Origin of the sequence: Castellaniella sp. S9 (genome assembly GCF_027257175.1) — a bacterium.
Classification (GTDB): Bacteria; Pseudomonadota; Gammaproteobacteria; order Burkholderiales; family Burkholderiaceae_B; genus Castellaniella.
This window is the reverse complement of record NZ_JAPFGD010000004.1, coordinates 359,375-385,801: the sequence shown is the minus strand read 5'-3', so window position 1 is coordinate 385,801 and position 26,427 is coordinate 359,375. Positions and strand designations below refer to the sequence as shown.

Below are 26,427 nucleotides of genomic sequence, written 5' to 3'. Positions count from 1 at the left end.
CTCCTTGACTCTAAGATTCAGCGGCCTTTCAGCTGGCGCTTGCCGCTTGCGTATTCGCTGTCCTCCCACCGGACCCAGTCGCCGTCCTGCGCGACATACCGCGTGGAGGCCACGCTGTTGTTTCGGTGGTCATCGAAATTGATGGGGCCGGCGATGCTGGGATAGTCCTTCGTGTCGTTCAGGATGGCCTGGACCTTCTTGCGGTCGGGACCCACCTGCTCGATGGCGGACATGATCAGGTCGGCGGCCACATAGGCATAGGGCCCGTAGGGCTCGGGCGGATTGCTGTAATTGGCCTTGCCATAGTTTTCCAGGAAGGCCTTGCCGCCCGGCATCGCGGTCAAGGGCGCGGCATTGTGGAACGACAGGGTGCCCTCCGCCGTTTGGCCCAGGGCATCGAAATAGGATGTCGACATGATGCCCGATACGGCGGCGAATTGGACGTCGACGCCGAAGTGCTCCATCTGCGAGCGGACCCGGACACCCAGGGGCGTCAGGCCGGCGAAGAGGACGACGTCGGGGTTGATGTCCTTGATCTTCAGCAGTTCAGCCGAGAAATCCTGCTGGTTGGCGCCGACGCCGAAAGACCCCACGATTTCGCCGCCCTTCTTGGGCGCCTTTTCCTGGAACATCTTGTTCAGCATATTGCCGTAGTCGGTGGTGTCGTGAATGACGACCCACTTTTTGTAGCCCATCTCGATGAGGGAATTCGTGGCGACTTCCGTCTCGTCCAGCATCGAGCCGTTGACGCGGTGCACTTCCTTGTAATCCTGGGCGTACGTGATGTCCGGCAGGATCGCGCCCCAGACAACGACGGGGAAGCCGAAGCGGTGGTAGACGTCGACCGTGGCGATCGCGACCGCGGAACAAAAGTGCGTAATGCCGGCAATGATGTGGCGGTCGGTCGCGGCGCGCGTGGCGACCTGGACGCCGACGTTTGGCTTGCACTCGTCATCCAGCGCGACGAGCTCGTAGTTGTACTTCGAGTCGCCCTTTTCGTTCCTGACGCGCACCGCGGTTTCGGCGGAGTTCCGGCCGCCGACGCCGGTGGCGGAATTGCCGCCCGACAGCGGGCCGATGAACGCGATCTTCACCGTGTCTTTGGCGTGTGCCGGGGTGCCGGCCACGCCCATGAGGATGGCGGCCGATAAGACAGTAGCTCTGAAAATCATGACTTCCTCCTTGTTGGTTGAATGCCCTGCGGGCCTCAATACCTTGATCCGCGTGAGTCTCCGGTTCACGCCCGCCGGCACCGTGCGCAGGCTTGCAAAGCCCGCCTTCGATGCCGCGACCCGCGCCCGCGCCGGGCGACGGGCCGTTTGCGACAGAATTTCTATATATCGAACTGAGTTCGATGGATAGAATTATGGCATAATCGTTTTACACGCCAATATCAGGGTTTTCCCCTGTTCTGGCCCGGCACCATCGGCCCGGCGGGGATAATTGGACGCCGCCATCAGGGGCAGCGACGAACGAAATCAATGACAGCAAATATGGTTGCGCAAGAAAAAACGTCTGCAAAAAGAGGCTTGGCGCCGGCGCTGACGCGCGGACTCGGGATTCTGGATGTCGTGGCGCGCGCCGGCCGGCCCGTGAACATGACCGATATCGCCGACGAACTGGGCATCGCCAAAAGCTCGGCGCACGGCCTGCTGGCCGAACTCGTGAACGCCGGATTCCTCGAGCGGCGGCCGGACAATACCTATCGGTTGGGGTTGCGCCTGGTCGAGCTGGCCAACGCCCGGAATCAGAGCTCGGAGCTCCCGGCCGAGTTCTATGCGATCTGGGACCACCGCATCGCCCACAGCCAGGAGGCGGCCATCCTGGCCGTGCCCGACGGCCCGGATGTGATTTACATCGCATGCCGCAATAGCCCGCTGGCCCTGGGGATCACGTTCAATGCCGGCATGCGCCTGCCGGCCTGCTGCACCGCCACCGGCAAGGCCCTGCTCAGCCTGATGAGCGACCAGGAGATCCGGGCCTTCTACGAGAAGCACGAACTGGTGCGGCTGACACAAAACGGCGTCGCCGACGTCGACGCGCTGCTGCGCCAGATGGCGTCCATCCGGGACCGCGGCTACTCGATCGACGACGGCGAAACCCGCGACCACATGTGGTCGGTCGGCGCGCCGGTCCGTGTCCAGAACGGCTTGCAGCCCCACGCTGCGGTGGCCATCAGCCATCTGCGCTCCGAGATGACCCCCGAAAAGAGCGCCCACGCGGGCGAATTGGTCAAGATGTTCGCGCAGGCGCTGTCGGAGGCCTGCAGCACGGTTCGATAGCCAGGCGCGGACTTTGCTACCCTTGAGGCGTCGATGAACTCTTTGACGGACACGCCATGCATGCTTCCGCGGACATCCAGGCTTTCTTTGACGAGGCCACCAATACGGTGAGTTATCTGGTCTCGGATCCGGCCACCCGCCAGGCGGCCATTATTGACGCGGTGCTAGATTACGATCACGCCAGCGGCAAGGCCTCGACCACCTCGGCGGATCGCATCCTGGCGGCCGCGCAGGCCGGCGGACTGCAGATCGCGTGGATACTCGAGACCCACGCGCATGCGGATCACCTCAGCGCGGCGCACTATCTGAAAACGCGCACGGCGGCGCCCGTGGCCATCGGCGAGCACATCCGCGAAGTCCAGCGGATCTTTCGCCGGAAGTTCAATCTGGACGACGTCTCGGGCGACGGCAAGGAGTTCGACTGGCTGTTTCGCGACGGCGAGACCTTCCACATCGGCGACCTGGCCGTGGAGGTCTTGCACACGCCCGGCCACACCCCGGCCTGCGTGTCGTACCGGATCGACGATGCGGTGTTCACCGGCGACACCTTGTTCATGCCGGACTACGGCACGGCGCGCGCCGACTTTCCCGGCGGCAGCGCGCAAACGCTGTACCAGTCGATCCGCCGGCTGCTGGCGCTGCCGCCCGAGACGCGATTATTCCTGTGCCATGACTACAAGGCGCCGGGACGCAGCGAGTACGCCTGGGAAACGACCGTCGCCGAGCAGCGCCGGCACAACGTCCACGTGCATGACGGTGTCGGCGCCGAGGAATTCACCGACATGCGCCAGCGCCGCGACGCGACGCTGTCGGCGCCCGCCCTGCTGTTGCCGTCCATCCAGGTCAACATCCGCGCGGGCCGCCTGCCGGACGCGGAATCCAATGGCATGCGCTATCTCAAGATCCCGGTGAGCCTCGCCACCGAATAGGCCGTCGGAGTCCCTCCGGCGGCACGAATGCCGGCATGCATGGGCGCACTGACCGCCAATGCCGGGGTTCCCGCGCTCAGGCGAACCCGCCGTTGGCGCGCACGACCTGAGAGTTGATCCAGCCACCATCGGCGCCCACCAGGAACGACACCACGCGCGCGATGTCCTCGGGCTGGCCCAGGCGCTCCAAGGGGGGGACTTTGCCAAGCTGGGCGACCTGTTCGTCGGTCTTGCCGTCCAGAAACAGTTCGGTGGCGACGGGGCCGGGCGCCACCGCATTGACTGTGATGCTTCGGCCGCGCAGCTCGTTGGCCAGGACATGCACCAGCCCTTCGACACCGGCCTTGGTCGCTATGTAGGGGCCGTACCGAGGGAAGGACTTGGCGATCACAGTGGTCGACAGTGCGATGATGCGGCCGCCGGATTGGATGTGCTGAGCGGCCTGCCCCAACACCAGGAAGGCACCGCGCAGATTGATCTGAACAATGCGATCGAATGCCTCTATGCTGTCGGGGGCGATCAGCGCCAGCGGCATCACACCGGCGTTATGCACCACGACACCGAGGGTGCCGTAGGCTTCCAGGGTTGTGGCAAAGAGCCGCTGTACATCTTCCGCACGGGACACGTCGGCCTGCACGGCGATCGCCTCCCCGCCCGTCGCCCGGACGGACGAGACGACTTCCTGCGCCTTGGCTGCATTGCCCGAGTAATTGACTGCGATCTTGAAGCCGTCCTCGGCGAGGCGCAGGGCGATGGCGCGCCCGATACCCCGGGAGGCACCGGTCACGATGGCCGTGCGGGCAGGCGATGCTGTGGCGGGCGATCTGCTGGTGGTCATGATGGTTTCCTTGATGTGATTGAGGATGAGCCGCGGAAGCGGCGGGCCGTGGGCCTGGACTCTATGATGTCGATTGACCCCCGATGGATAAATGGGGTGAAATTAACTGGTCAATTCAAAAAATCTCAACAATCGGACCCACATGGACCGCTTTCATGCTTTGCAGCTCTTCAATCGAATCGTGGAGCTGGGCAGCTTCACCGAAGCCGCGCGTGCACTGAACATCCCGCGCGCCACGGCGACACATGCGATCAAAGAACTGGAAAGGCGGCTGGGCGCGCGCCTGCTGGATCGAACCACGCGGCAAGTCAGGCCCACGCTGGACGGGCAGGCATTCTACGAACGCTCCCAGCGTGTCCTGGCCGACCTGGAGGACGCGGAAACGGCCCTGAGCACCCACGTTGCCAATCCCCATGGGACGCTCCGGCTGAACCTCCATGGGGCACATGCGACGACGATCATCCTGCCGCGCATTGGCCAGTTCAGGGAACGCTACCCTCGAATTGACGTCGTCATCAGCAGCGGCGACCGTTTGGTGGACCTGGTCAAGGAAGGCATCGACTGCGTGGTGCGGGCCGGTCAACCCCGCGACTCATCGCTGGTGGTTCGAAAGCTGGCGGATATGCCGGAGATCATCTGCGCAAGCCCCGAATACCTGGCGCGCAACGGCACCCCGACACATCCGCGTGAATTGACGAAGCACCAGGGAATCGGCTTTTTCGCGCCGGGCAATGACAACCGCTATCCCTTCAAAGTCATTGTCGATGGCGAGGTGACGGAATTCGAGGTGAGCGGCTGGATTTCAGTGAGCGATGCAGAGTGCTACACGAGCGCGGCGCTGGCGGGCTGCGGGCTGATCCAGGTGCCTCGTTTAAGGCTGGAGGAACATCTGCGGGCCGGGCGCCTGGTTCAAGTGCTCTCGGAATGGTCGTGTCCCGAAGTGCCTGTCTGCGCACTGTACCCATTCCATCGTCAGCTCTCCCCCAGGGTGCGCGTATTCATTGATTGGGTTCGCGACCTGTATGCCGAAAAGTTCGGCGCCCCGAAGCCTCATTAGCGCGCCTGCCGGACACACAAAAAAAATCCCCGAGGGGGAACCTCGGGGAAGGTGCTGCGATCGATCGGGGCCGGCTACGGAGTCCGGCCCGATCGACGGGGGTCTATCAGTTGGCGGCGGCGCGGCGGGCGCGGGGCGCGGCCTTGGTGGTCGTCTGAGCAACGTCGGCGGCGGCCTTCAGGGTGGCGTTGGTCGCGGCGTTGATGTTCGACTCGGCGACGTCGGCGGCCTGGCGGGCGGCCTTGGTGACGGTTTCATAAGCGTTGGTCGCGGTGGCCAGCGAGGACTTCAGCAGCGCCACGGCGCCTTCGGAGCCGGTGGGGGCGTTGCGCGAGATCTGCTCGATGGCGTCGGAGACTTGCTTTTGGCCTTCGTTCAGTTGGGCCTCGGCCAGCTTGTTCAGGTCGCCCTGGACGTCGGACAGGATTTCGTAGACGTGCTTGCTGTAGGCGACGGCCTGGTCGGGACGAACCAGCGAGGAGGTGAAGGCCAGGATTTCCTGGGCGTCCTTCAGTTCGATGGCTTCCTGGGACTTGGCGGCGACGTCCTCGAAAACGGCCTTGGAGGCCTTGAGGTTCAGGTCGACCAGCTTTTCAAAGCCGCTGAAGAACGTGCCTTGGACGGCCAGCAGGTTGTCGAGGGCGGCTTTCTGGCCGGCCAGCAGGGTTTGGGGGGTAGCGCTCATGGTGGACTCCTAGTAAGTGGCGAAGGCCGCACTTGGATAGTCATCCGGCGCCTTCAATGTTGCACTGCACAATTGAAATTCTACGCGAATCCCCAGGCATGTCAACATTTTTTTGTTGCGTTGCAGCAAATAGTGCAAGCGGGTGTGTCCGGATCAGTGCGGCGCCTCGTAGCCCAGGGCCTCGGAGATGTGCGCGGCGGTGTTCAGCAGCACGGGGATCCAGTCGTCGCGCATGCGCTCGGCGGGCGCCGAGAGCGACAGGCCGGCCAGCAAGGCGCCGGTGTCGTCGTAGACCCCGGCGGCGATGCAGCGCACGCCCAGTTCCAGTTCCTCGTTGTCGCGCGAATAGCCGTGGCGCCGCACCAGCGCGAGTTCGCGCTCCAGCAGGTCGAGTTCGGTGATGCTGTTGCGGGTGGTGCCGGCCAGGCCGGTGCGCATGGCGTAGCTGCGCACATTGCGCTGGTCCCACATCGAGAGGAAGAGCTTGCCGGTCGAGGTCAGGTGCAGGGGCGCGCGGCCGCCGATGGCGCGCACGACCTGCATGCCGGAGCGCTCGCTCCAGGCGCGCTCGATGTAGACGATCTCGTCGCCTTGCTGCAGGGACAGGTTGACGGTCTGGCCGGTCTGGCGGTGCAGGTCGCGCATGGGGCCGATGGCCGCGGCGCGCACGTCCAGCCGTCCCTTGACCAGCGAGCCGAGTTCCAGCAGGCGCATGCCCAGGCGGTACAGGCCGCTGTCGACGCGCTCGACATAGCGCCCGACGGTCAGGTCGCTGAGGATGCGGTGCGCGGTGGAGGCATGCAGGCCGGTCGCCGCCGACAGGTCCTTGAGGGCGACGGGGTCGCGCTGGCTGGCCAGGACGTCGAGGATGCGCATCGCGCGGTCCAGCACCTGGATGGTGACGGGGCCGTGGTGGTCGATGCCCGCGGCTGTCGTGGCGCCGTTGGCGAAGGATTCCGGGGAGTGCGTCGAGAGGGGCTGGAGGCGTGCCATGGCGTGAGCTTGATGCAATGCAACAATTCCATACTATGAAATATCCATGCCGCTGGCAAGCTTTTTTTCACCTCCAGCGACCGCATTCCCCCTCGATCGCCCCTAGTCGCGCGGCGGCGGCGTCAGCTGGCCGCCGACGCGCACGACCTCGGCCCGCAGGTAGGCCAGGGCCTCGGCGGCCGGGTCGGGCGGCCCCTTGACGCCCAGTTCGATGTGCGGGCCGCCGCTCTCGCCGCCCACGCTGGGCAGGCTGAAGGCCTTGACGCCGGCCCAGCGCAGCTCGAGGGCCTCGAGGGCGGGGGTGATACGCGATTCGGGCAGGCCGAAGACCAGGAAGGAATGCTCGATGCGCTGGACCTGATGGTGCCAGTGCGCGTAGCGGGTGTCCAGCGTCCAGGTCATCATGGGTTCGGCCATGACGGGAAACCCGGGCATGAAGGTGTGGTCGCGGACGAAGAAGCCGGGGATCTTGTTGTAGGCGTTGGGGACGATCTGGGCGCCGATGGGGAACACGCCCATCTGCAGGCGCTGGCGGTTTTCCGGGGTGCTCATGTCGGCGCTGCCCTGGCCGCGCGCGGCCATGTCGGCGCAACGCTCGCCGATCAGGCGTTCGGCCTCGGGATGCAGGGCCAGGCCCACGCCCAGGGCGCGGGCGCAGGCCTGGCGGGTGCGGTCATCGGGCGTGGCGCCGATGCCGCCGCAACAGAATACGATGTCGCCGGTGGCGAAGCTGCGCGTCAGACAGGCGGTGATCTCGTCCTCGTCGTCCGAGATGAACTCGGCGGCATTGAGCGCCAGGCCGCGGACCGAGAGCAGTTCGATGATCTTTGAGAAATGCTTGTCCTGCCGGCGGCCGGACAGGATCTCGTCGCCGATGGCGATCAGGCGGATTTTCGGGGGCTGGGTCATGGTGGCGGATGTGGTGGCCTAGAGATCGATGACGGTTTCGGCGCGCAGCCGGCGCAGGGCGTCGAGGCAGAAATGCGCGTACACCAGGGCCGAGAACACCGGAATCACCAGCCAGGCGGGCGGGATCAGGTTGATCAGCGCGAGGCACACGCCCATCAGCCAGAAGTGGCGATTGTAGCGCCGCCACAGCAGGCGGCGTTCGGCCGCGCTGGCGTGTTCGATGATGGCATCGACGCGCAGCATGCGCGCAAAGGCGAAGGCCCACCAGAACACCGGCAGCACCAGGGCCAGCGGCGGAATCAGCCACAGCGGCATGGTCACCAGCCAGCCCAGGCAGAACAGCAGGCCGACCCAGGCGGCGTTCCAGATCCCCAGCACCACGGTGTTGGTGCCCTGCCGCCCCAGGCCCTGGTATTCGCGGTGTTCCAAGTGCCGCAGCACCAGCGGCATCACGAACACCGCCGCGATCACCAGGCCGAGGATGCCGGCCATGGGCAGCAGGATGCCGGCCGCCATGATGGGCACCAGCCAGAGCTTCAGGGAAAACAGGCCCGCGGCCACCAGCCAGCCGTCGATGGTGTTGAGCAGGCCCCAGTTCGCGGCCTCGCCGTTGAGCCAGGCCGTCAGGGGATCCCAGAACAGCCACAGCAGCACCGCCGCGCCGAGGAAGGCGATGACGAAGGGCAGGAACAGGGCCGCCAGCATGCGCGGATGCAGCTGGCTGACCAGGGCGCGGCGAAAAGCCTGGGCCACCAGTCCCAGGCCGGAGGGGCGGCCGCGTTCGAGCAAGGCCAGGTCGTGTCGGGTCATGCGTAGGTTCCCATTCTGACAATACAATTATCATAGACAAACAACCCGACCGCTGTCTGCATGACCGTCTTCAATCCCCGCACCGATCTGGCCGCCTTGCGCGCCCGCCTCGCCAGCCACACGGGCTTGCGCATTGCCTGCTATTGCGCCGCCTGGTGCGACACCTGCACGCAATACCGGCCCGCCTTCGAGGACCTGGCGCGGCGCATGCCCGAGGCCCTGTTCATCTGGATCGACATCGAGGACGATCCGGAATGGCTGGGCGACGAGGACGTCGAGAATTTCCCGACCCTGCTGGTGCAGGACCGCGAGGGGACGCGATTCTGGGGCACGCAGTTGCCGCACATCCAGCACCTGGAGCGCCTGGTGCGCTCGGCCGGATCGATGGCGCCCACCGATGAGGGGCCGGGGGACTTGGCGGGGTTTTGATCGGCGCGCGGACGCGCCGGACCGGGGTGGATACTAGGACAGCTTGTGGGCGCCGCCGCCCAGCAGCACGCCCACCGGACGGCGCGCAGGCACGACGGCGGCCCGGCGGGGCTGGTCGGATGCCGATTCCGCGGCGTGCGGCGCGGGCACGTAGGGCTTGGTAAAGAACTCGTCGACCGGGGCCTCGTCGTGCCAGGGACGCGCCGCGCCGCGGTGGCTGCCGACGGGGCGGCGCCGCGAGGCGCGCGGCAGTTCGAGTTCGCCGCGCGGGATGCGGACCTTGATGAGTTTTTCGATGTCGAGCAGGTAGCGTTCCTCGTCGGGGGCAAAGAACGCGATGGCCTCGCCCGAGGCGCCGGCGCGGCCGGTGCGGCCGATGCGGTGGACGTAGTCCTCGGCGTTGTAGGGCAGGTCGTAGTTGATGACGCAGGGCACCCCGGCGACGTCCAGGCCGCGCGCGGCGACGTCGGTGGCCACCAGGACCTCGAGGGTGCCGGCCTTGAAGGCGTCGAGTGCCTTCATGCGTTCGATCTGGGATTTGTTGCCGTGGATGGATTCGGCGCGCACGCCGTCCAGCACCAATTGGCGCGCCAGGCGGCTGCAGCCGATCTTGGTGTTGGAGAACACGATGACCTGGTTCAGGTTGCGCGATTTGACCAGGTGCACCACGGCCCGGCGCTTGTCGTCGCCGGCCAGCGGATAGGCGATCTGGGTGACGTTGTCGGCCGTGGCGTTGGGGCGCGCGACCTCGACCTCGACCGGGCTGCGCAGGAACGTGCGGCCGAGCTTGCGGATTTCGGGGCTGAAGGTGGCCGAGAACAGCAGGCCCTGGCGCCCCTCGGGCAGCAGCCGCAGGATGCGGTCCAGGTCGGGCAGGAAGCCCATGTCGAGCATGCGGTCGGCCTCGTCCAGCACCAGCATGCCGACCTGGGCCAGGCTGACGTTGCGTTGTTCGATGTGGTCCAGCAGCCGGCCCGGGGTGGCGATGAGGATTTCGCAGCCCTGGCGCAACAGGTCGCGCTGCGGCCGGATGTCGACGCCGCCGAACACCACGGCGGTGCGCAGGGGCACGCAGCTGCTGTAGAGGGCGACGTTGGCGTGCACCTGGTCGGCCAGTTCGCGGGTGGGCGTCAGGATCAGCGCGCGCACCGGGTGGCGCGCCGGCGAGGCGCTGTGGCTGGCGAAGGGCATGAGCCGGTGAAGAATGGGCAGCGAGAACGCGGCGGTCTTGCCGGTGCCGGTCTGGGCGGCGCCCATGACGTCGCGCCCGGCCATGACCAGCGGGATCGCCGCGGCCTGGATCGGGGTGGCCGAAACATAGCCGGTGGACTCGACCGCCTGCATGATGCCCGGGTGCAGGCCAAAGCTGGAAAAGGGAACGGATTGCGCGGCGGGGGAGTCGGTGGGGAGGGTGTCTGTCATCTGGTGAGGTTGTGGCGCGCGCCGCAGTATGAGGTCGCGCGCGTCTATAACCTTTCCATTTTAGCGCGCTTAGCCGGACGCCGGGCAATTGGTACAATAATTGTCTTCCCATCGAAGGAGAACGCGATGTCCATGGCAGACCGCGACGGCTTTATCTGGTATGACGGCAAAATGGTTCCCTGGCGCGAGGCCACCACGCACGTGCTGACGCACTCGCTGCACTATGGGCTGGCGGTATTCGAGGGGGTGCGGGCCTACAAGACCGACCACGGCACGGCGATTTTCAGGCTGGCGGACCACACCCGCCGCCTGTTCAATTCGGCCCACATCTACCAGATGAAGATCCCCTATTCCCAGGACGCGATCTCCGAGGCCCAGATCGAGGTCGTGCGCCGCAATGAACTGGAATCCTGCTATATCCGGCCGCTGGTGTTCTATGGCTCGGAAAAAATGGGCGTGTCGCCGCGCGGCGCCACAGTCCACGTCGCCATCGCCGCCTGGCCCTGGGGCGCCTACCTGGGCGAGGACGCCCTGCGCCAGGGCATCCGGGTCAAGGTCTCGTCCTATGCCCGCCAACACGTGAACGTCACGATGCCGCGCGCCAAGGTCGCCAGCACCTACGCGAACTCCATCCTGGCCAATGCCGAGGCGCTGGACCACGGCTACGACGAGGCCATCCTGCTCGACACCGAGGGCTTCGTGGCCGAAGGCTCCGGGGAAAACATCTTCATGGTGCGCGACGGCGTGCTGTACGAACCCGAGATCGCCTCGGCGCTGACCGGCATCACCCGCAACACCATCCACCAGCTGGCGGCCGAACTGGGCATCCAGGTCGTGACGCGCCGCCTCACGCGCGACGACCTGTACATCGCCGACGAGGCGTTCTTTACCGGCACCGCCGCCGAGGTCACGCCCATCCGCGAGATCGACGGGCGCCAGATCGGCATCGGCGAGCGCGGGCCGATCACCGGCCAGCTGCAAAAGGCGTTCTTCGACGCCGTCAGCGGCAAGACCCCGAAATTCCACCACTGGCTCGCCAAGGTCTGAACATGAGCAGCGCACCCAACGCCCAGGAACAGGACATCATCTACGTCGGCGCAGAGGACCTGCCGCTCTACTGCCCGGGTCCGAAGGCCCCGTTATGGAGCATGCACCCCCGCATCTACATCGAGGTCGCCAAGACCGGCGTCGCCAAGTGCCAGTATTGCAGCGCGCGGTATGCGCTGCGAGAAGGCGAAAAAATCCTCGGCCACCACTAAGGGGTGGGCCGGGCCGCGCCCGGCGCCCCGCGATGCGGCAGCAACCATGTTCCCGACTCCCGAAGAAGCCGAGTACGCGTTCTACGAAGCCATGCGCCAGGGCGACCTGGCGATGATGATGCGCGTCTGGGGCGATGAGGACGACGTCGTCTGCATCCACCCCGGAGGCCTGCGCGTGATCGGCCAGGCGGCCGTCAAGGAGGCCTGGGAGCACATCCTCGCCAACGGCCCGATCGCCGCCTTCCCCATGCAGGCCACCGTGATGACGGGGGTCATGAGCTCCGTCCACGTGCTGATCGAACAACTGATGGTCGATACGCCGCGCGGCAAGGACACCCTCAGTTTCTATACCACCAACATCTACCACAAAGGGCCGCAAGGCTGGCGGATGGTGGTGCACCACACGTCCAGCGCCCCCCGCCAGGCCGAACTGTTCGATTTGCGGGGCGACTCGCAAACCGTGCACTAGTGGGCGCGCGCATCGACCCCGGCCAATGCCCGGTGCCCGGCTGGCTGCCGGGGGGCCACGTCCAGACCCTGTACGGCGCCCTGTTCGCCCAGCACCCCCGGGTCCATTTCGTGCGCGAGCGCATGGAAACCGCCGACGGCGATTTCCTCGACCTGGACTGGTGCGGCCCGGGGCTGCGCGCCGGACACCTGCCCGACGGCTCGGCCGCGCCGCGCGAGGCCGAGCTGGCCCTGACGGGCGCGCGGCGCTGGATGCGCGACGAGGACTGGGGCGGACTGCCCGGCGAGTGCGATGCGCTGATCCTGTTCCACGGCCTGGAGGGCGGCAGCCTCAGCCACTACAGCCAATCGATCGCGCATTATTTCCGGGCGCGCGGCTGGGTCGTGGCGATCGCCCACTTTCGCGGCTGCTCGGGCTTTCCCAACCGCATGGCGCGGGCCTATTACTCGGGCGACACACAGGAAATCGAAAGCCTGCTGCAGCATGCGCGCCGCCGCCTGCCGGGCGCGCGCTGGCGCGCCGCGGGGGTGTCGCTGGGCGGCAACGCCCTGCTGAAATACCTGGGCGAAGCCGGTGTGGGCTGCATCCCCCTGGAGGCCGCCGCCACGGTGTCGGTGCCGATGGATCTGCCGAACTGCGGGCGCAGGCTGTCGGATACGTTCCTGGGCCGCCACCTGTACTGCCGGTATTTCCTGCACACGATCCGCCGCAAGATCCTCGCCAAGGCCGACAGCTTCCCGGGCTCGGTCGACGTGATGCGCACACAGCAGATGCGCACCCTGCGCGATCTGGACGATCTGTACACCGCGCCCATGCACGGATACCGCAACGCGCTGGACTACTGGACGCGCGCCTCCAGCCTGCCGGCGCTGCCCGGCATCCGCGTGCCGACGCTGATCCTCAATGCGCGCAACGACCCGTTCGTGCCTCAGGCGTCCCTGCCCGGGACGCGCGACGCCTCGGACGCCGTGCTGCTGCACCAGCCCGCCCAAGGCGGCCACACGGCCTTCGTCACCGGCGCCTTTCCCGGCAACCTGCTGTGGCTGCCGGCGCGCCTGGCGCGGTATTTCGACACTATGACTTGAAGCGCTCCAGCAGGGCGCGGCGGGTGTCGAGTTCCTCGCGCAGGCCGCGGATGCGGGTGTCGATGCGGGACTGTTCGTAGAAATCGGTGCTGAGGGTGCGCGCCTGCTGCAGCAGTTCGACCGCGGTGGCCAGGGCGCCGGTGCCCTCGTGATAGCGGGCCATGGCCTCGCGGGCCTCGACCTTGCGGCCGATGCGCTCGAGGCTGTCGGCCAGCGGTTTCTGGAAATCCGGGACCGCGGGCCACTGGCGGACCCGATCCTGCAGGAAATCGACGACCTCGGCATCGCGGCCGGCCGCCTGCAGGGCCTGGGCATAGGCCATCGCCACGCCCTGGCTGCGCGGCCAGCGGCGCCAGGCCGCGGCGGCGGCCTCGAGGGCGTCGCCGCCTTGCGCGCGTTCCAGCTGGATCGCCAGGATATCCAGCAGCGGCGCGGCGCCGGCCTGGCGCGCCTCGGCCAGCTGCCGGCCGGCGGCGGCAGTGTCCTTGGCCTGCCAGTCCAGCCACGCCAGGCCGTACAGGGCGGCCGCGCGGCGCACGCCGGTGGCCTGGGTGGCATCGGCGCGCAGGTTCAGCACCATGCGCTGGCGATCCGCGTTCGAGCGCGACTGGATCAGGCCCAAACGCACGCGCGAGAACCAGAAATCGGCGCTGTCGGCATGGGCCTGGGGGGCGAGCTCGCGCACGCGGTTCTCGATATCGGACATGCGCTGGATGGACAGCGGATGGGTGGAGGCATAGCCGCCGCCCTGGCCCTCGTTCAGGCGCGAGGCGTTCATCAGGCGGCGGAACATCTCGATCATGCCGCGCGGATCGAAGCCCGCCCGGCGCATCATCTGCAGGCCCGCGCGGTCGGCTTCCTGTTCGGCGCTGCGTGAAAAACCCAGCTGGCGGTCGATGGCGGCGGCCTGGCCGAAGGTGGCCACGCCCATGGCCAGGTCCCCCTGCCCCGCCAGCGCGGCCAGCAGGGCGCCCACCATGCTGGCGACGAGAATGCCGGTGCCCTGCGACTGCTGCGAGATCCCGCGCGCGATGTGGCGCTGCATGACGTGGCCGATTTCGTGGGCGAGCACGGCGGCGAGTTCGGATTCGCTTTGCGCGGCGACCACCAGGCCGCTGTTGATGCCGATGTAGCCGCCCGGCATGGCGAAGGCGTTGATCTGGGGATCGCGCACCGGAAAGACGGTGATGCGCTGTTCCAGCGCCTGCGGCGCGTGCGCCGCCAGGCTGCGGCCCAGGCCGGTCAGGTACTGGTTGATGTCGAGGTCGGCGATGTAGGTGGGATCATGGCGGCCCTGCTCCATGATGGCGTCGCCCAGCAGGCGCTCGACCGGGGGCGACAGCGCATCCCCCGAGGCCGCGCCCATGCTGGGCAGGCCGGTCGGCTGGGCCGGCAGCGTGCAGGGCACGGCCAGGGCCGCCGCCAGACACAGGGTGCGCGCCGTCCTTCTCATGACATGCTCATGCACTGCCACTGCGCGCCGGCGCGGGCCGCTGCCGGCGCCGCGGCTGCGGCAGGCGGTTGCGCCCGGACAGGCGCATCAGGGTGCCCAGGGCGACCAGCAGGCCGATGGTTTCGATCAGGCCCGCCGGGACCCACATGATCAGGCCGCCGATGATCTGGTCGTCGACGGCGCTGAAATTCGACAGGGCGCGGCCGCACAGGTCGAACACCGGATAGATGTCGCGTTCGGTGAAGGTGATGACGGCGCCGGCGATCATCTGCGGGACCATGGTGAGGATGGGCGACAGGATCCGGCCGCCCGGCCCCATGGCGGCGGGCGGGCGCGGGCGCCGGTCGAGGATCAGGTTCCAGTACAGGCAGCCGCTGATCACCACCGACCAGTTCATGAAGCGGTAGATGCGCCAATCCAGCATCGAGTAGAACTGGACGGTGGGCTCGAGCCAGACGAGCACCAGGACGACGAACAGCAGCGGGATCAGGAAACGGTTGGTGGCCAGGGCCTCGAGGAGGCGCACCGTGGCGCTGTCGCGGCGCGCCTGGGCGAGGCGCGCGCGCCAGGCCAGGGGCAGGCCCGCGCGCATCACCTGGCCCGGATAGGCGGCCATCACCAGCAGCGGCCCGAGGTGGTGCAGGACCAGGTGCTGGATGCGGTGGATGAAGAACATGCGCTCGGCGTAGTAGTCGACGCGGGTGTGCAGCGACAGGTACAGCAGGATCATGCCGGCCCAGAACAGCCACTGGCGCACCGCGCCGACGTGGTGCACGCGGCGGCCGCGCACGAACAGGGCCGCGGCCGCCAGGAACACCAGCACGAATGTGGGCGAAAACTCCCAGGGCCGCAGCCAGCCGAGCACATCCATCAAGGCAATCATCCGTGGAAAAAACGCAATCCCTTTAGTTTAAAGCATTTGGCCGCGCCTCCCGGGCCTGCGGATCGCGGGGCGCGGGCGGCGGCCGAGTCCACTAAAATGGCGGATTCCGCCCGCTCACGCTCATCCCGCGACAAGCCGCCATGACTTCCCCCGCATACGACCTCATGATCGTCGGCACCGGCCCTGTGGGCTGCGCCCTGGCCCTGTGCCTGGCGCGGCGCGCCCCCGATCCCGGCCGCATCGCGCTGCTGGGGCCGCAGCCGGCGCCGCGCGCCGCCGGCGAGGCCATCGATCCGCGCACCCTCGCCCTGAACCACGGCAGCCGCACGCTGCTGGAATCCCTGGGGGCCTGGCCGGCGCATGCCGCCGAGATCCTGACCGTGCACGTCTCGCAGGCGGGCCACCTGGGCCGCACCCTGATCGACCGCCGCGACCTGGGCGTGCCGCGCCTGGGCTGCGTCGTGTCCTACGACGCGGTCCTGGCGGCGCTGCACGCGGCGGCGGCCGGCAGCGGCATCCGCCGCATCCTGGAGCGCCCCGGCCGGCCCCAGCCCGGGCGGCCGGTGCGGCTGCGCGCCGGCGAGGCCGACCTGGACGCGCACGCCGTGCTGATCTCGGACGGCGAACGCCCGCATGGCGTGCACCGCGAATACGGCCAGCATGCCGTGCTGTCCACCATCCGCGCGGCCCGGCCCGAAGCCGGCCGCGCTTTTGAACGATTCACCCGGCACGGCCCGCTGGCCCTGCTGCCCCACCCCGACGGCGCCGACCTGTACAGCCTGGTCTGGTGCGTCCCGCCGGCCCGGGCCCAGGCCCTCGAGGCGATGGCGGACGCCGCCTTCGGCGCCGAACTGCAGCGCGCCTTCGGACAACGGCTGGGCGCCCTGCGCAAGGTGGGCGCGGTGCATGTCTTTCCGCTGTCGATGCATGCGGGGCCGGCCCTGCGCGGCACCGGCGTGGCCACGGTCGGCAATGCCGCCCAGACCCTGCATCCGGTCGCCGGCCAGGGCCTGAACCTGGGCCTGCGCGACGCGGCGCAACTGGCCGGCACCCTGGCGCCGTGGCTGGCCCGGCCGCAGGACGACGTGCAGCCCGTGCTGGCGCATTTCGCCCGGCGGCGCCGCCTCGACCGGGGCCTGACGCTGGCCGTCACCGACACGCTGCCGCGGGTCTTTGCCACCGGCAATCCGCTGACGCGCCACCTGGGCGGGGCGGCCCTGGCCGCGCTGGACCTGCTGCCGGCGCTGCGCGCGCCGCTGGCGCGGCATTTGCTGCAGGGGCAGCGGGGTTAAAATGCCGGCCATGCGCATTGGTTCCTGGACCCTTCCCCACCCCGTTTGCGTGGCGCCGATGGCCGGCGTCACCGATCGGCCCTACCGCCGGCTGTGCAAGGCGCTGGGGGCGGCCTACGCGGTGTCGGAAATGGCGGCCAGCAACCCCCGCCTGTGGGACAGCGTCAAGACCTCGCGCCGGCTGGACCACGCGGGCGAGCCCGATCCGGTGGCGGTGCAAATCGCCGGCGCCGATCCCGACATGCTGGCCGAGGCGGCGGTGTTCAACATCCGCAAGGGCGCGCGCATCATCGACATCAATATGGGCTGCCCGGCGAAAAAGGTCTGCAACGTGGCCTCGGGCTCGGCCCTGCTGCGCAACGAGGACCTGATCGCGCGCATCCTGGATCGCGTCGTATCCAGCTGCATGCCGCTGGGCGTGCCGGTGACCCTCAAGACCCGCACCGGCTGGGACCGCGACAGCCGCAACGCGGTGCGCGTGGCGCGCCTGGCCGAGGACTGCGGCATCGCCGCCCTGGCCCTGCACGGCCGCACCCGCTGCGACCTGTACGCGGGCGAGGCCGAATACGACACCATCCGCGAGGTGCGCGCGGCCATCCGCATTCCCTTGATCGCCAACGGCGACATCGACACGCCCGAGAAGGCGCGCCAGGTGATGGACTACACTGGGGCCGACGCGATCATGATCGGACGCGCGGCGCAGGGGCGCCCGTGGATCTTTCGCGAGATCGCGCATTACCTGCGGCACGGCCGGCACCTGCCCGCGCCGACCTACGGCGAACTGCGCGAGCACCTGCTGGAGCACCTGGAGGATCACTACACCTTCTACGGCGAACACACCGGCGTGCGTTCGGCGCGCAAGCACATCGGCTGGTACCTGGGCGAGCTGCCGGGGGCCGATACGCTGCTGCCGGGCGTCATGGCCCTGGAGACCGCCGGCGAGCAAACCGCGGCGCTGGCCCGCTGGTTCGACGACCGCGCCGCCGACACACCGGCCCTGGCGGCAAGCGCCCCCACTCGACACTGACACCTTTCACCCCGCGAGCATGATGAGCACCACACCACTGGAACGAGCCGTGCGCGATCAACTGGATCGCTATTTCGAGGACCTGGGCGATTCCCAGCCGCACAACGTCATGTCGATGGTGACCCAGTGCGTCGAACGCACCGTCCTGCTGGTGGCCCTCGAGCGCACCGCGGGCAACCAGTCGCGGGCCGCCGACATGCTGGGGATCACGCGCGGCACCCTGCGCAAGAAACTGCTGTCCCACGGCCTGTCCGCCTAGCGCCGGCACGGCGCGGCATGCCCCGCGCGCCCACCGATTTTTCATTCCACACTCCAGACATCCCATGAGCATCCAGACCGCATTGATCTCGGTATCCGACAAGTCGGGCGTCGTCGACTTCGCCCGCGCCCTCGCCCAGCGGGGGGTGCGCCTCCTGTCGACCGGCGGCACCGCGCGCCTGCTGGCCGAGGCGGGCCTCGAGGTCACCGAGGTGGCCGCCCACACCGGCTCGCCCGAGATCCTCGACGGCCGCGTCAAGACCCTGCACCCGCGCATCCACGGCGGCCTGCTGGCCCGCCGCGACAGCGACGAGCACATGCGCACCCTCGCCGAACAGGACATCCCGCCCATCGACCTGCTGGTGGTGAACCTGTACCCGTTCCAGCAGACCATCGCCAAACCCGATTGCGTCCTGGCCGACGCGATCGAGAACATCGACATCGGCGGCCCGGCCATGCTGCGCTCGGCGGCCAAGAACCACGGCTCGCCGGCCGGCGGGGTGACGGTGGTGATCGATCCGGCCGACTATGCGCGCGTGCTGGCCGAAATGGACGGCCCGCAACGCCGGCCCTCGTACGGCCTGCGCCTGGAGCTGGCCGCCAAGGTCTATGCCCACACGGCGGCCTACGACGGCGCGATCGCCGGCTACCTGGGCAGCCTGGCCGCGCGCGAGCCCGCGCCCGAGGCCACCCCCGAGCGCGAGGACTGGCCGCGCACCCTGACGATCCAGATGCGCCGCGAACAGGTCCTGCGCTATGGCGAGAACCCGCACCAGCAGGCGGCCTTCTACCGCGACGTCCAGGCCCCGTCGGGGATGCTGGCCGGCTACCGCCAGATCCAGGGCAAGGAACTGTCCTACAACAACATCGCCGATGCCGACGCCGCCTGGGAATGCGTGCGCGCCTTCCAGACGCCGGCCTGCGTGATCGTCAAGCACGCCAACCCCTGCGGCGTGGCCCTGGGCGCCGACGCGCACTCGGCCTATCGCCAGGCCTTCCGCACCGACCCGACGTCGGCCTTTGGCGGCATCATCGCCTTCAACGCGCCGGTCGACGAGGCCGCCGCGCAGGCCGTCAGCGAACAGTTCGTCGAGGTGCTGCTGGCGCCGGCCTACACCGGCGGCGCCCTGGCCCTGCTGTCGGCCAAAAAGAACGTCCGGGTGCTGGAGGTGCCGCAAGGCACGGGCCACAACCCCTACGACGTCAAGCGCGTGGGCGGCGGCTGGCTGGTCCAGACGCCCGACAGCGCGCCGCTGGGCGCCGGGGACGTGCGCGTCGTGACCCGCCAGGCGCCCACCGAGGACCAGATGCGCGATCTGCTGTTCGCCTGGACCGTGGCCCAGCACGTCAAGTCCAACGCCATCGTGTTCGCCGGCCAGGGCATGACCCTGGGCGTGGGCGCGGGCCAGATGAGCCGCATCGACTCGGCGCGCATCGCCTCGATCAAGGCGGAGAACGCCGGCCTGACGCTGGCCGGCTCGGCGGTCGCCTCGGATGCGTTCTTTCCGTTTCGCGACGGCCTGGACGTGGTCGCCGATGCCGGCGCGACCTGCGTGATCCAGCCCGGCGGCAGCATCCGCGACGACGAGGTGATCGCCGCGGCCGACGAGCGCGGCATCGCCATGGTCTACACCGGCGTGCGCCACTTCCGCCACTAGGCCTGTCGACACCCATGCGGATCCTCGGCATCGATCCCGGCCTGCGGCGCACCGGCTTCGGCGTGATCGAGGTCCACGGCGCGGCGCTGCGCTACGTCGCCAGCGGCACCATCGTGGCGCCCCCGGCGACCGCCCTGGCCGAACGCCTCAAGGTCATCCTCGACAATCTGCGCGAGGTGGCGCGCGATGCGCGGCCCGACGTGGCCGCCCTGGAAAAGGTGTTCCTCAACGCCAACCCGCAGTCCACCCTGCTGCTGGGCCAGGCGCGCGGAGCCGCGCTGTGCGCGCTGGCCGACAGCGGCCTGGCGGTGCATGAATACACGGCCCTGCAGATCAAGAAAGCCGTGGTCGGCCATGGGCGCGCCGCCAAGGAACAGGTCCAGGCCATGGTGCGCCGGCTGCTGTCGCTGGACGGCGACCCGGCCCCGGATGCGGCCGACGCCCTGGCCTGCGCCATCTGCCACGCCCATTACGAACCCCTGGCCCGGCGCCTCGGCGACCTGGGGCAGGCGCCTGCCCAGGGCGGGCGGCGCATCCGCGGGGGCCGGCTGATCGCATGACGCCGCCCCTTTTTCGATCGTCTTTTCACCGGAGCCCGCCATGATCGGCCGCATCACCGGCACCCTGCTGGAACTCGCCCCGCCCACGGTCTGCATCGAGGCCGGCGGCCTGGGCTATGAGATCGACGTGCCCATGAGCACGCTGTACAAGCTGCCGGCGGTGGGCCAGACCGTCAGCCTGCACACCCACCTCGCGGTGCGCGAGGACGCGCACGTGCTGTATGGGTTTTCCACCCCGCAGGAGCGCGCGGCCTTTCGCGCCCTGATCAAGGTCACGGGCATCGGCGCGCGCACCGCGCTGTCGCTGCTGTCGGGCATGAGCGTGGACGACCTGGCCGACGCGGTCGAGCGCCAGGAATCCGGCCGCCTGGTCAAGGTGCCCGGGATCGGCAAGAAAACCGCCGAGCGGCTGCTGCTGGAGCTGCGCGGCAAACTGGAGGCCGCCGGCGCGGGCGCGCGCCCCGCGGGCCGCCCCGGCAGCGCCGGCGAGGACGTGATGCACGCGCTGCTGGCGCTGGGCTATTCCAGCGCCGAATCGCGCAAGGCCCTGGAGGCCCTGCCCGAGGGCCTGGACGTGTCCGAGGGCATCCGCCAGGCGCTGAAGTCCCTGGCGCGCGGCTGAGCGCCGGCGGCCGCACGCCGGGACGCACCGCCGGCCCACGCACGCGGGCGCAGTGGTGTTAGCATACGCAAGATACTGTATATCGACACAGCGTTTCCATGGCCATCCAACCCGATTCCCTGTCCGGCTCGCCCTTCGACGCCCGCCTGGTCGCCCCCGAAATCGCCTCGCCGGCCGAGGACTCGATCGAGCGCGCCCTGCGGCCCCGGACGCTGGGCGACTACGTGGGCCAGGCCCGGGTGCGCGAACAGCTGGATATCTTCATCGCCGCCGCGCGCGGCCGCGCCGAGGCCCTGGACCACGTGCTGCTGTTCGGCCCGCCGGGCCTGGGCAAGACCACCCTGGCGCACATCATCGCCCATGAAATGGGCGTGCAGCTGCGCCAGACCTCGGGGCCCGTGCTGGAACGCCCGGGCGACCTGGCCGCGATGCTGACCAACCTCGAACGCAACGACGTGCTGTTCATCGACGAGATCCACCGCCTGTCGCCGGTGGTCGAGGAAATCCTCTATCCCGCGCTCGAGGACTTCCAGATCGACATCATGATCGGCGAGGGGCCGGCCGCGCGCAGCGTGAAAATCGACCTGCAGCCCTTCACCCTGGTGGGCGCCACGACGCGCGCGGGCATGCTGACCAATCCGCTGCGCGACCGCTTCGGAATCGTGTCGCGCCTGGAGTTCTACAACCCCGAGGACCTGGCCCACATCGTCGGCCGCAGCGCCGGGCTGCTGGGGGCGGACACCACCGCCGAGGGCGCCGCCGAGATCGCCCGCCGCGCGCGCGGCACGCCGCGCATCGCCAACCGCCTGCTGCGCCGCGTGCGCGATTATGCCGAGGTCAAGGCGGGCGGGCGCATCGACGTGGGGGTGGCGCAGGCCGCGCTGGCCATGCTCGAGGTCGACCCGCAGGGCCTGGACCTGATGGACCGCAAGCTGCTCGAGGCCATCGTGCACAAGTTCGACGGCGGCCCCGTGGGCGTCGACAGCCTGGCGGCGGCCATCGGCGAGGAGCGCGACACCATCGAGGACGTGATCGAGCCCTACCTGATCCAGCATGGCTACCTGCAGCGCACCCCGCGCGGCCGCATGGCGACGCGCCGCTGCTGGCAGCACCTGGGGCTGAAGGCCCCGGCGGGCGGGCCGGACGCGGAACTGTTCTAGGGCCTGTTCACACGCGCTAATCGCGGATCTGCTGCACGCAGGCCACCACGTCGGCGCCGTAGGTCTCCAGCTTGCGCGCGCCCACGCCGCTGACGCCGGCCAGGGCGTCCAGGCTGTCGGGGTTGCGCAAGGCGATCTCGCGCAGGGTGGCGTCGTGAAAGATCACATACGCGGGCACATTGTGTTCGCGGGCCGTGCGCCCGCGCCAGGCGCGCAGGTGCTCGAAGCGCGCCAGGGCGTCGGGCGGCAGGGCGTCCAGCTGGGCGGCCGTGGTGGTGCGCTGGCGCCTGGGCTTGGCGCGCTTGGCGTCCACGGGGCGCAGCATCAGGGTGCGTTCGCCCTTCAGCACGGCGCGGCTGGCCTCGGTCAGCGCCAGGGTGCCGTAGCCTTCCAGATCGACCGTCAGCAGGCCCATGGCCAGGGCCTGGCGCAGGATGCCGCGCCAGGCGTCCACCGACAGGGTCTCGCCCACGCCAAAGACACTGAGCGTATCGTGCCCGTGCTGGCGCACGCGGTCCGTCATCTGGCCGCGCAGGATGTCGATCAAGTGGCCGCCGCCGAAGCGCTGGCCGCGCTCGCGCCACAGGCGGTAGATGGCCGACAGCAGTTTTTGCACGGCGACCGTGCCGTCCCAGGCGGCGGGGGGTTCCAGGCAGGTGTCGCAGTTGCCGCAAGGCTGGATGGCCTGGCCGAAATACGCCAGCAGGTCCTGGCGCCGGCAGCTGACGGTCTCGCACAGGGCCAGCATGGCGTCCAGCTGGCGCACCTGGCGGCGCTGGTGCTGGGCGTCGCCCTCGGAATCGTCGATCATGCGCCGCTGCTGGACCACGTCCTGCAAGCCGTAGGCCAGCCAGGCGTCGGCGGGCAGGCCGTCGCGCCCGGCGCGGCCGGTTTCCTGGTAATAGCCCTCGATCGACTTGGGCAGGTCGATGTGGGCGACGAAACGCACGTCGGGCTTGTTGACCCCCATGCCGAAGGCGATGGTGGCGACCATCACGATGCCGTCCTCGCGCAGGAAACGCGCCTGGTTGGCGGCGCGGGTCTGGGCGTCCAGGCCGGCGTGATAGGGCAAGGCGGCGATGCCGTTGCGCGACAGGAATTCCGCCGTCTGCTCGACGCGGGCGCGCGACAAGGCATAGACGATGCCGCATTCGCCGGCGTGTTCCGCGCGGATGAAGTCCAGCAACTGGCGGCGCACCTCGTGCTTTTCGACGATCCGGTAGCAGATGTTGGGCCGATCGAAGCTGGCGACGAACTGGGGCGCATCCTGCAGCGCCAGGCGCGTGGCGATCTCGGTGCGCGTGGCCTCGGTGGCCGTCGCGGTCAGCGCGATGCGCGGCACCTCGGGCCAGCGCTCGGCCAGGACCGACAGGCCCAGGTATTCCGGCCGGAAATCATGGCCCCATTGGGATACGCAGTGCGCCTCGTCGATGGCGAACAGGGCGATGCGGCCCTGCCCCAGCAGGTCCATGCAGCGCGGCGTCAGCAGGCGTTCGGGCGCGACGTACAGCAGGTCGAGTTCGCCCTGGAGGTAGGCGCGCTCGACGCGCCGGGCCTCGGCCGCGTCCTGCGAGGAATTGAGAAAGGCCGCCCGCACGCCCAGTTCCAGCAAGGCGTCGACCTGGTCCTGCATCAACGCGATCAGCGGCGACACCACCACGCCGGTACCCGGCCGCACGATGGCCGGGATCTGGTAGCACAGGGATTTGCCGCCGCCCGTGGGCATGAGCACCAGGGCGTCGCCGCCGTCGACGACGTGCTCGATGATGTGACCTTGTTCGCCCCGGAAGGACTCGTAGCCGAAGATCTGCCTCAGGGTTTCCAGGGGGGTGGTCATGCGAAAGCGTCGGGGAGGAAAACAGGGTTGCGCGGGCCTCTATCATAGCCCGCCGCGGCGCGGCGCCCGGCGCGGGCGCGCGAAATCATCCCGGGAAACTGGGCGGCTCGGGCGGCCTGGAGCGGCCGAACATGCGCCAATAGACCCACAGGTTGAAGATCAGCGCCACCGGCAGGGCGATCACGGTGGCCGACAGGCTGAGGCGCAGCGTGCCCACGGGCGCGGCCGCATCCCAGATCGTGACCTCGTCCAGGACCAGGTAGGGGAAAAAGCTGTAGGCCAGGCCGCCCAGGATCACCAGGAACAAGGCCAGCACCAGGCAGAACGGCACGGCCGAGGCCCGGTAGCTGTGGCCGATCATGCGCTGCAGGGCCATCTCGGCCAGGACGAAGCACGCCAGCACCAGGCCCCAGGTGGTGCCGACCACCCAGCCGTGGCTGCCGTCGCCCCATTTCAGGAACACCCCGGCGTTGGAAAAATCCAGGACCACCGACACGCCGACCGCGGCCACCGCCGTCCAGCGGATCGCGCGCCGCGCCCAGGCCACGGCGCGCGCGCGCAATTCGCCGCCCTCGCGCATCATCAGCCAGGTGGCGCCCAGCAGGCTGTAGGCGGCCACGGCGCAGCCGCCCATGAGGACGGCAAAGCCGGTATAGCCCGGCCCGGTCTCGTAGCCGACGACGATGCGCGCCAGCAGGGCGCCGTGCGCAAAGGCGGTCAGCAGCGACCCCAGGCCGAAGCCGAACTGCCAGCGTCCCTGCAGTTCCACCGGCGCGCGCAGGCGCAGCTCGAAGCAGGCCGAGCGCAGCAGCGTGCCCAGGGCCAGCAGCGCCAGCGGCGTATACAGGCGCCCCAGGGTGTCGGGCCACGCATAGGGAAAGGCCGCGGCGAACAGGCCGATCCCGAGGAACATCCAGAAGCCGTTGGCGTCCCGCCACGGACTGAGCAGCGCCAGCATGCGCGGGCGCAGGGTGCGCGGCGCGACCAGGCTGAGGCAGCCGACCCCGATGTCGAAGCCGTCGAGGACGACGCCGGCCACCATGATGACGAAGAACACCGCGATGAAGGCCAGGGGCATCCAGAAAGCCGGATCATGGGCGCCCAGCCCCAGGATGGCGGCCAGCGACTCGATCATGCGCGCCCCCTGCGCCGCGCCACCGGCACCACGCCGTAGCGCGTGATGTGGCGCAGCAATTGGTAAAAGCCCAGCAGCAGCGCCGCGTACACCAGGACATAGGCGGCGCTGACGGCCGCATGCGCGCCCAGGCCGGGCGCGGCGGCGATCTCGCGCAGGGTCACCGTCCCGTGGATGGCATAGGGCACGGCCCCGACGAACAAATGCACCAGTCCCGCGACCTGGATCGCGCAGGCCAGCGCCGTCGACAGGCGCAGGGCGCCCCGCCCCCATGGCCGCAGGCCGTCGGGCTCGTAGCCCAGCCGCCGGCCGCGCCACCAGGCCAGCAGGGCGAGCAGCGCCAACAGCGCCCCCGCGAACAGCGCCAGGCGCAGCGACCAGTACGTGATGAGGACGGGCGGCGTCATGCCCGAGAAATGGTCCAGGCCGCGCACCGCGCCGGCGGGATCGCGCGCCAGCCAGTCCGGCGCCTCGAAGGGCGATTCCAGCGCCCAGTCGTTGGCCTGCTCGTCGGCGTCCGGCCAGGCCGCCACGGTCAGGTCGGCGGGCGCGGTGCTGTGCCATTGCGGCACCACCGCGGCGGCGCGCGCGGGCTGGGCCGGCAACAGCACGCGGCCGAGGTTGGAGACCAGGACGGCCTGGGCGAGGATGCAGGCCAGCAGCAGCCACAAGCCGGTGGCATAGACGCTGCGATCGCCCTCGTCGCTGGGGCGCGTGCGGGTGCGCACCGCGGTGACGGCCAGCATCAGGGCGGCGGCCACCATCAGTCCGCCGGCCGCCAGCAGGCCGAACAGGGTGGGCGCCAGGCGGCCGCCGAGGATCGGCAACCAGCTGCGGACCTGGTAGCGTCCATCCACCAGCGAGGCGCCGATCGGCATCTGGGTCCAGGCCACCAGCGCCATGATCCAATAGGCGGTCAGGCCGGCGCCCACGGCCACCATGAGCACCATGAACGTATGCGCCGCATCCGACAGGCGCCGTTGGCCATACAGCATGGCGCCCAGGAAACAGGACTTGAAGACGAAAGCGGTGAGCACCGCGGCGGCGACCAGCGGGCCGACGACCTCGCCGGCGCGCGCCATGAAATCGGGCCACAGCGTGCCCAGCTGCAGCAGGACGGGGATGGCCGCGGCAAAGCCGAGGATCAGCGACAAGGCATACACCCGGACCCAGAACCGGTAGGCCAGCATCCACGAGGCGCCGCCCGCGCGGGCGCGCAGGCGGAAATACAACAGCACCCAGGCCAGTCCGAGCTCGAGGGCGAGGAACGCGAGCATGAACCCGAGGCTCGTCAGGAACTGGGCCAGCGACAGAAACAATGCCGTTTGCGTCATAATGTGCGCTAGTTTAGAGCCTGTCCGCCATTTGCGCGCAT

The 26,427-nt window shown here is 69.0% G+C and carries 27 protein-coding genes; 15 read left to right on the top strand and 12 right to left on the bottom strand.

All coding sequences use genetic code 11. The features are described from left to right. Nucleotides 1-17 precede the first annotated feature (17 nt). The gene (locus OOZ48_RS08900) at nucleotides 18-1,172 is read right to left on the bottom strand and encodes a branched-chain amino acid ABC transporter substrate-binding protein (protein ID WP_269497403.1); all 1,155 of its coding nucleotides are present in this window, start codon (nucleotides 1,170-1,172) and stop codon (nucleotides 18-20) included. 321 nt (nucleotides 1,173-1,493) lie between these two features. Here OOZ48_RS08900 and OOZ48_RS08895 point away from each other — a divergent pair, with 321 nt between their 5' ends. Further along, nucleotides 1,494-2,282 carry an IclR family transcriptional regulator gene (locus OOZ48_RS08895; protein ID WP_269497402.1) on the top strand — a complete coding sequence of 263 codons (789 nt, stop codon included), beginning with the start codon at nucleotides 1,494-1,496 and terminating at the stop codon, nucleotides 2,280-2,282. Between the two features lie 56 nt (nucleotides 2,283-2,338). Continuing rightward, nucleotides 2,339-3,211 (top strand): MBL fold metallo-hydrolase, encoded by an 873-nt coding sequence (locus OOZ48_RS08890; RefSeq protein WP_269497401.1) that lies wholly within the window; start codon nucleotides 2,339-2,341, stop codon nucleotides 3,209-3,211. 76 nt (nucleotides 3,212-3,287) lie between these two features. On the opposite strand, the gene OOZ48_RS08885 is transcribed toward OOZ48_RS08890, so the two are convergent. Further along, a complete protein-coding gene (locus OOZ48_RS08885) occupies nucleotides 3,288-4,049 on the bottom strand; it encodes an SDR family oxidoreductase (protein ID WP_269497400.1) in 762 nt (253 codons plus the stop codon). Nucleotides 4,050-4,191: 142 nt separating this feature from the next. On the opposite strand from OOZ48_RS08885, the gene OOZ48_RS08880 reads away from it, so the two are divergent. Continuing rightward, nucleotides 4,192-5,106: a LysR family transcriptional regulator gene (locus tag OOZ48_RS08880; RefSeq protein WP_269497399.1), complete on the top strand. Its 915-nt coding sequence runs from the start codon at nucleotides 4,192-4,194 to the stop codon at nucleotides 5,104-5,106. A 106-nt stretch (nucleotides 5,107-5,212) separates the two neighbouring features. On the opposite strand, the gene OOZ48_RS08875 is transcribed toward OOZ48_RS08880, so the two are convergent. The 4 genes from OOZ48_RS08875 to OOZ48_RS08860 all read right to left on the bottom strand — a co-directional run bounded on the left by OOZ48_RS08875 (nucleotide 5,213) and on the right by OOZ48_RS08860 (nucleotide 8,503). Further along, nucleotides 5,213-5,791: a phasin family protein gene (locus OOZ48_RS08875; RefSeq protein WP_269497398.1), complete on the bottom strand. Its 579-nt coding sequence runs from the start codon at nucleotides 5,789-5,791 to the stop codon at nucleotides 5,213-5,215. Nucleotides 5,792-5,944: 153 nt separating this feature from the next. Further along, complete coding sequence (locus OOZ48_RS08870) at nucleotides 5,945-6,784, bottom strand: IclR family transcriptional regulator (RefSeq protein ID WP_269497397.1); 840 nt, start codon at nucleotides 6,782-6,784, stop codon at nucleotides 5,945-5,947. A 102-nt stretch (nucleotides 6,785-6,886) separates the two neighbouring features. Further along, entirely contained in the window at nucleotides 6,887-7,693 is an 807-nt protein-coding gene (locus tag OOZ48_RS08865; protein ID WP_269497396.1) for a competence/damage-inducible protein A, read from the bottom strand. 18 nt (nucleotides 7,694-7,711) lie between these two features. After that, entirely contained in the window at nucleotides 7,712-8,503 is a 792-nt protein-coding gene (locus tag OOZ48_RS08860) for an EI24 domain-containing protein (RefSeq protein ID WP_269497395.1), read from the bottom strand. A gap of 60 nt (nucleotides 8,504-8,563) precedes the next feature. Here OOZ48_RS08860 and OOZ48_RS08855 point away from each other — a divergent pair, with 60 nt between their 5' ends. Beyond that, entirely contained in the window at nucleotides 8,564-8,932 is a 369-nt protein-coding gene (locus OOZ48_RS08855; RefSeq protein ID WP_269497394.1) for a thioredoxin family protein, read from the top strand. A gap of 33 nt (nucleotides 8,933-8,965) precedes the next feature. Here the strand turns inward: OOZ48_RS08855 and OOZ48_RS08850 are convergent, their stop codons facing one another. After that, nucleotides 8,966-10,354, bottom strand: a complete 1,389-nt coding sequence (locus OOZ48_RS08850) for a DEAD/DEAH box helicase (RefSeq protein WP_269497393.1) — start codon at nucleotides 10,352-10,354, stop codon at nucleotides 8,966-8,968. 126 nt (nucleotides 10,355-10,480) lie between these two features. Between OOZ48_RS08850 and OOZ48_RS08845 the strand changes: the two genes are divergently transcribed. The 4 genes from OOZ48_RS08845 to OOZ48_RS08830 are packed head-to-tail and all read left to right on the top strand — an operon-like array spanning nucleotide 10,481 to nucleotide 13,167. After that, nucleotides 10,481-11,401 (top strand): branched-chain amino acid transaminase, encoded by a 921-nt coding sequence (locus tag OOZ48_RS08845; protein WP_269497392.1) that lies wholly within the window; start codon nucleotides 10,481-10,483, stop codon nucleotides 11,399-11,401. Nucleotides 11,402-11,403: 2 nt separating this feature from the next. Next, the gene (locus OOZ48_RS08840; RefSeq protein WP_269497391.1) at nucleotides 11,404-11,613 is read left to right on the top strand and encodes a zinc-finger domain-containing protein; all 210 of its coding nucleotides are present in this window, start codon (nucleotides 11,404-11,406) and stop codon (nucleotides 11,611-11,613) included. Nucleotides 11,614-11,659: 46 nt separating this feature from the next. Continuing rightward, nucleotides 11,660-12,082, top strand: a complete 423-nt coding sequence (locus OOZ48_RS08835) for a YybH family protein (protein WP_269497390.1) — start codon at nucleotides 11,660-11,662, stop codon at nucleotides 12,080-12,082. After that, on the top strand, nucleotides 12,082-13,167 hold the full coding sequence (locus OOZ48_RS08830; protein ID WP_269497389.1) for a YheT family hydrolase: 1,086 nt from the start codon (nucleotides 12,082-12,084) through the stop codon (nucleotides 13,165-13,167). Before OOZ48_RS08835 ends, OOZ48_RS08830 begins: the two co-directional genes overlap by 1 nt. On the opposite strand, the gene OOZ48_RS08825 is transcribed toward OOZ48_RS08830, so the two are convergent. Further along, nucleotides 13,157-14,620 carry a M48 family metalloprotease gene (locus tag OOZ48_RS08825; protein WP_269497388.1) on the bottom strand — a complete coding sequence of 488 codons (1,464 nt, stop codon included), beginning with the start codon at nucleotides 14,618-14,620 and terminating at the stop codon, nucleotides 13,157-13,159. The genes OOZ48_RS08830 and OOZ48_RS08825 overlap by 11 nt on opposite strands. Before the next feature lie 7 nt (nucleotides 14,621-14,627). Continuing rightward, nucleotides 14,628-15,500, bottom strand: a complete 873-nt coding sequence (locus tag OOZ48_RS08820; protein WP_269497437.1) for a cytochrome c oxidase assembly protein — start codon at nucleotides 15,498-15,500, stop codon at nucleotides 14,628-14,630. 143 nt (nucleotides 15,501-15,643) lie between these two features. Between OOZ48_RS08820 and OOZ48_RS08815 the strand changes: the two genes are divergently transcribed. The 7 genes from OOZ48_RS08815 (at nucleotide 15,644) to ruvB (ending at nucleotide 22,080) form a co-directional block, all read left to right on the top strand. Further along, nucleotides 15,644-16,795, top strand: coding sequence for an FAD-dependent monooxygenase (locus OOZ48_RS08815; protein ID WP_269497387.1), 1,152 nt, complete (start codon nucleotides 15,644-15,646; stop codon nucleotides 16,793-16,795). Between the two features lie 10 nt (nucleotides 16,796-16,805). Further along, nucleotides 16,806-17,822, top strand: a complete 1,017-nt coding sequence (gene dusB, locus OOZ48_RS08810) for a tRNA dihydrouridine synthase DusB (protein WP_269497386.1) — start codon at nucleotides 16,806-16,808, stop codon at nucleotides 17,820-17,822. A 19-nt stretch (nucleotides 17,823-17,841) separates the two neighbouring features. Continuing rightward, on the top strand, nucleotides 17,842-18,081 hold the full coding sequence (locus OOZ48_RS08805; protein ID WP_442867558.1) for a helix-turn-helix domain-containing protein: 240 nt from the start codon (nucleotides 17,842-17,844) through the stop codon (nucleotides 18,079-18,081). A 64-nt stretch (nucleotides 18,082-18,145) separates the two neighbouring features. Continuing rightward, nucleotides 18,146-19,738, top strand: a complete 1,593-nt coding sequence (purH, locus tag OOZ48_RS08800) for a bifunctional phosphoribosylaminoimidazolecarboxamide formyltransferase/IMP cyclohydrolase (protein WP_269497384.1) — start codon at nucleotides 18,146-18,148, stop codon at nucleotides 19,736-19,738. A 14-nt stretch (nucleotides 19,739-19,752) separates the two neighbouring features. Next, the gene (gene ruvC / locus OOZ48_RS08795) at nucleotides 19,753-20,298 is read left to right on the top strand and encodes a crossover junction endodeoxyribonuclease RuvC (RefSeq protein ID WP_269497383.1); all 546 of its coding nucleotides are present in this window, start codon (nucleotides 19,753-19,755) and stop codon (nucleotides 20,296-20,298) included. Between the two features lie 40 nt (nucleotides 20,299-20,338). Further along, nucleotides 20,339-20,920 carry a Holliday junction branch migration protein RuvA gene (ruvA, locus tag OOZ48_RS08790; RefSeq protein WP_269497382.1) on the top strand — a complete coding sequence of 194 codons (582 nt, stop codon included), beginning with the start codon at nucleotides 20,339-20,341 and terminating at the stop codon, nucleotides 20,918-20,920. A 98-nt stretch (nucleotides 20,921-21,018) separates the two neighbouring features. Continuing rightward, entirely contained in the window at nucleotides 21,019-22,080 is a 1,062-nt protein-coding gene (ruvB, locus tag OOZ48_RS08785; RefSeq protein WP_269497381.1) for a Holliday junction branch migration DNA helicase RuvB, read from the top strand. A 16-nt stretch (nucleotides 22,081-22,096) separates the two neighbouring features. Here ruvB and recQ read toward each other — a convergent pair whose 3' ends face one another. From recQ to OOZ48_RS08770, 3 genes are all read right to left on the bottom strand, one after another. Further along, nucleotides 22,097-23,917: a DNA helicase RecQ gene (gene recQ, locus OOZ48_RS08780; protein WP_269497380.1), complete on the bottom strand. Its 1,821-nt coding sequence runs from the start codon at nucleotides 23,915-23,917 to the stop codon at nucleotides 22,097-22,099. Nucleotides 23,918-24,002: 85 nt separating this feature from the next. Further along, on the bottom strand, nucleotides 24,003-25,052 hold the full coding sequence (locus OOZ48_RS08775; protein WP_269497379.1) for a cytochrome d ubiquinol oxidase subunit II: 1,050 nt from the start codon (nucleotides 25,050-25,052) through the stop codon (nucleotides 24,003-24,005). Then, the gene (locus OOZ48_RS08770; RefSeq protein ID WP_269497378.1) at nucleotides 25,049-26,386 is read right to left on the bottom strand and encodes a cytochrome ubiquinol oxidase subunit I; all 1,338 of its coding nucleotides are present in this window, start codon (nucleotides 26,384-26,386) and stop codon (nucleotides 25,049-25,051) included. Before OOZ48_RS08770 ends, OOZ48_RS08775 begins: the two co-directional genes overlap by 4 nt. Nucleotides 26,387-26,427: the final 41 nt, after the last annotated feature.

Bases quoted from the DNA above. Each gene is read 5' to 3' on its own strand.
- OOZ48_RS08770 (WP_269497378.1), bottom strand. From the start codon at position 26,386: ATGACGCAAACGGCATTGTTTCTGTCGCTGGCCCAGTTCCTGACGAGC.
- OOZ48_RS08870 (WP_269497397.1), bottom strand. From the start codon at position 6,784: ATGGCACGCCTCCAGCCCCTCTCGACGCACTCCCCGGAATCCTTCGCC.
- OOZ48_RS08890 (WP_269497401.1), top strand. From the start codon at position 2,339: ATGCATGCTTCCGCGGACATCCAGGCTTTCTTTGACGAGGCCACCAAT.
- purH (WP_269497384.1), top strand. From the start codon at position 18,146: ATGAGCATCCAGACCGCATTGATCTCGGTATCCGACAAGTCGGGCGTC.
- OOZ48_RS08855 (WP_269497394.1), top strand. From the start codon at position 8,564: ATGACCGTCTTCAATCCCCGCACCGATCTGGCCGCCTTGCGCGCCCGC.
- OOZ48_RS08835 (WP_269497390.1), top strand. From the start codon at position 11,660: ATGTTCCCGACTCCCGAAGAAGCCGAGTACGCGTTCTACGAAGCCATG.
- OOZ48_RS08815 (WP_269497387.1), top strand. From the start codon at position 15,644: ATGACTTCCCCCGCATACGACCTCATGATCGTCGGCACCGGCCCTGTG.
- OOZ48_RS08880 (WP_269497399.1), top strand. From the start codon at position 4,192: ATGGACCGCTTTCATGCTTTGCAGCTCTTCAATCGAATCGTGGAGCTG.
- OOZ48_RS08865 (WP_269497396.1), bottom strand. From the start codon at position 7,693: ATGACCCAGCCCCCGAAAATCCGCCTGATCGCCATCGGCGACGAGATC.
- OOZ48_RS08860 (WP_269497395.1), bottom strand. From the start codon at position 8,503: ATGACCCGACACGACCTGGCCTTGCTCGAACGCGGCCGCCCCTCCGGC.
- OOZ48_RS08825 (WP_269497388.1), bottom strand. From the start codon at position 14,620: ATGAGAAGGACGGCGCGCACCCTGTGTCTGGCGGCGGCCCTGGCCGTG.
- OOZ48_RS08885 (WP_269497400.1), bottom strand. From the start codon at position 4,049: ATGACCACCAGCAGATCGCCCGCCACAGCATCGCCTGCCCGCACGGCC.
- OOZ48_RS08850 (WP_269497393.1), bottom strand. From the start codon at position 10,354: ATGACAGACACCCTCCCCACCGACTCCCCCGCCGCGCAATCCGTTCCC.
- OOZ48_RS08775 (WP_269497379.1), bottom strand. From the start codon at position 25,052: ATGATCGAGTCGCTGGCCGCCATCCTGGGGCTGGGCGCCCATGATCCG.
- OOZ48_RS08875 (WP_269497398.1), bottom strand. From the start codon at position 5,791: ATGAGCGCTACCCCCCAAACCCTGCTGGCCGGCCAGAAAGCCGCCCTC.
- ruvB (WP_269497381.1), top strand. From the start codon at position 21,019: ATGGCCATCCAACCCGATTCCCTGTCCGGCTCGCCCTTCGACGCCCGC.
- OOZ48_RS08805 (WP_442867558.1), top strand. From the start codon at position 17,842: ATGATGAGCACCACACCACTGGAACGAGCCGTGCGCGATCAACTGGAT.
- OOZ48_RS08845 (WP_269497392.1), top strand. From the start codon at position 10,481: ATGTCCATGGCAGACCGCGACGGCTTTATCTGGTATGACGGCAAAATG.
- OOZ48_RS08895 (WP_269497402.1), top strand. From the start codon at position 1,494: ATGGTTGCGCAAGAAAAAACGTCTGCAAAAAGAGGCTTGGCGCCGGCG.
- OOZ48_RS08840 (WP_269497391.1), top strand. From the start codon at position 11,404: ATGAGCAGCGCACCCAACGCCCAGGAACAGGACATCATCTACGTCGGC.
- ruvA (WP_269497382.1), top strand. From the start codon at position 20,339: ATGATCGGCCGCATCACCGGCACCCTGCTGGAACTCGCCCCGCCCACG.
- dusB (WP_269497386.1), top strand. From the start codon at position 16,806: ATGCGCATTGGTTCCTGGACCCTTCCCCACCCCGTTTGCGTGGCGCCG.
- ruvC (WP_269497383.1), top strand. From the start codon at position 19,753: ATGCGGATCCTCGGCATCGATCCCGGCCTGCGGCGCACCGGCTTCGGC.
- recQ (WP_269497380.1), bottom strand. From the start codon at position 23,917: ATGACCACCCCCCTGGAAACCCTGAGGCAGATCTTCGGCTACGAGTCC.
- OOZ48_RS08900 (WP_269497403.1), bottom strand. From the start codon at position 1,172: ATGATTTTCAGAGCTACTGTCTTATCGGCCGCCATCCTCATGGGCGTG.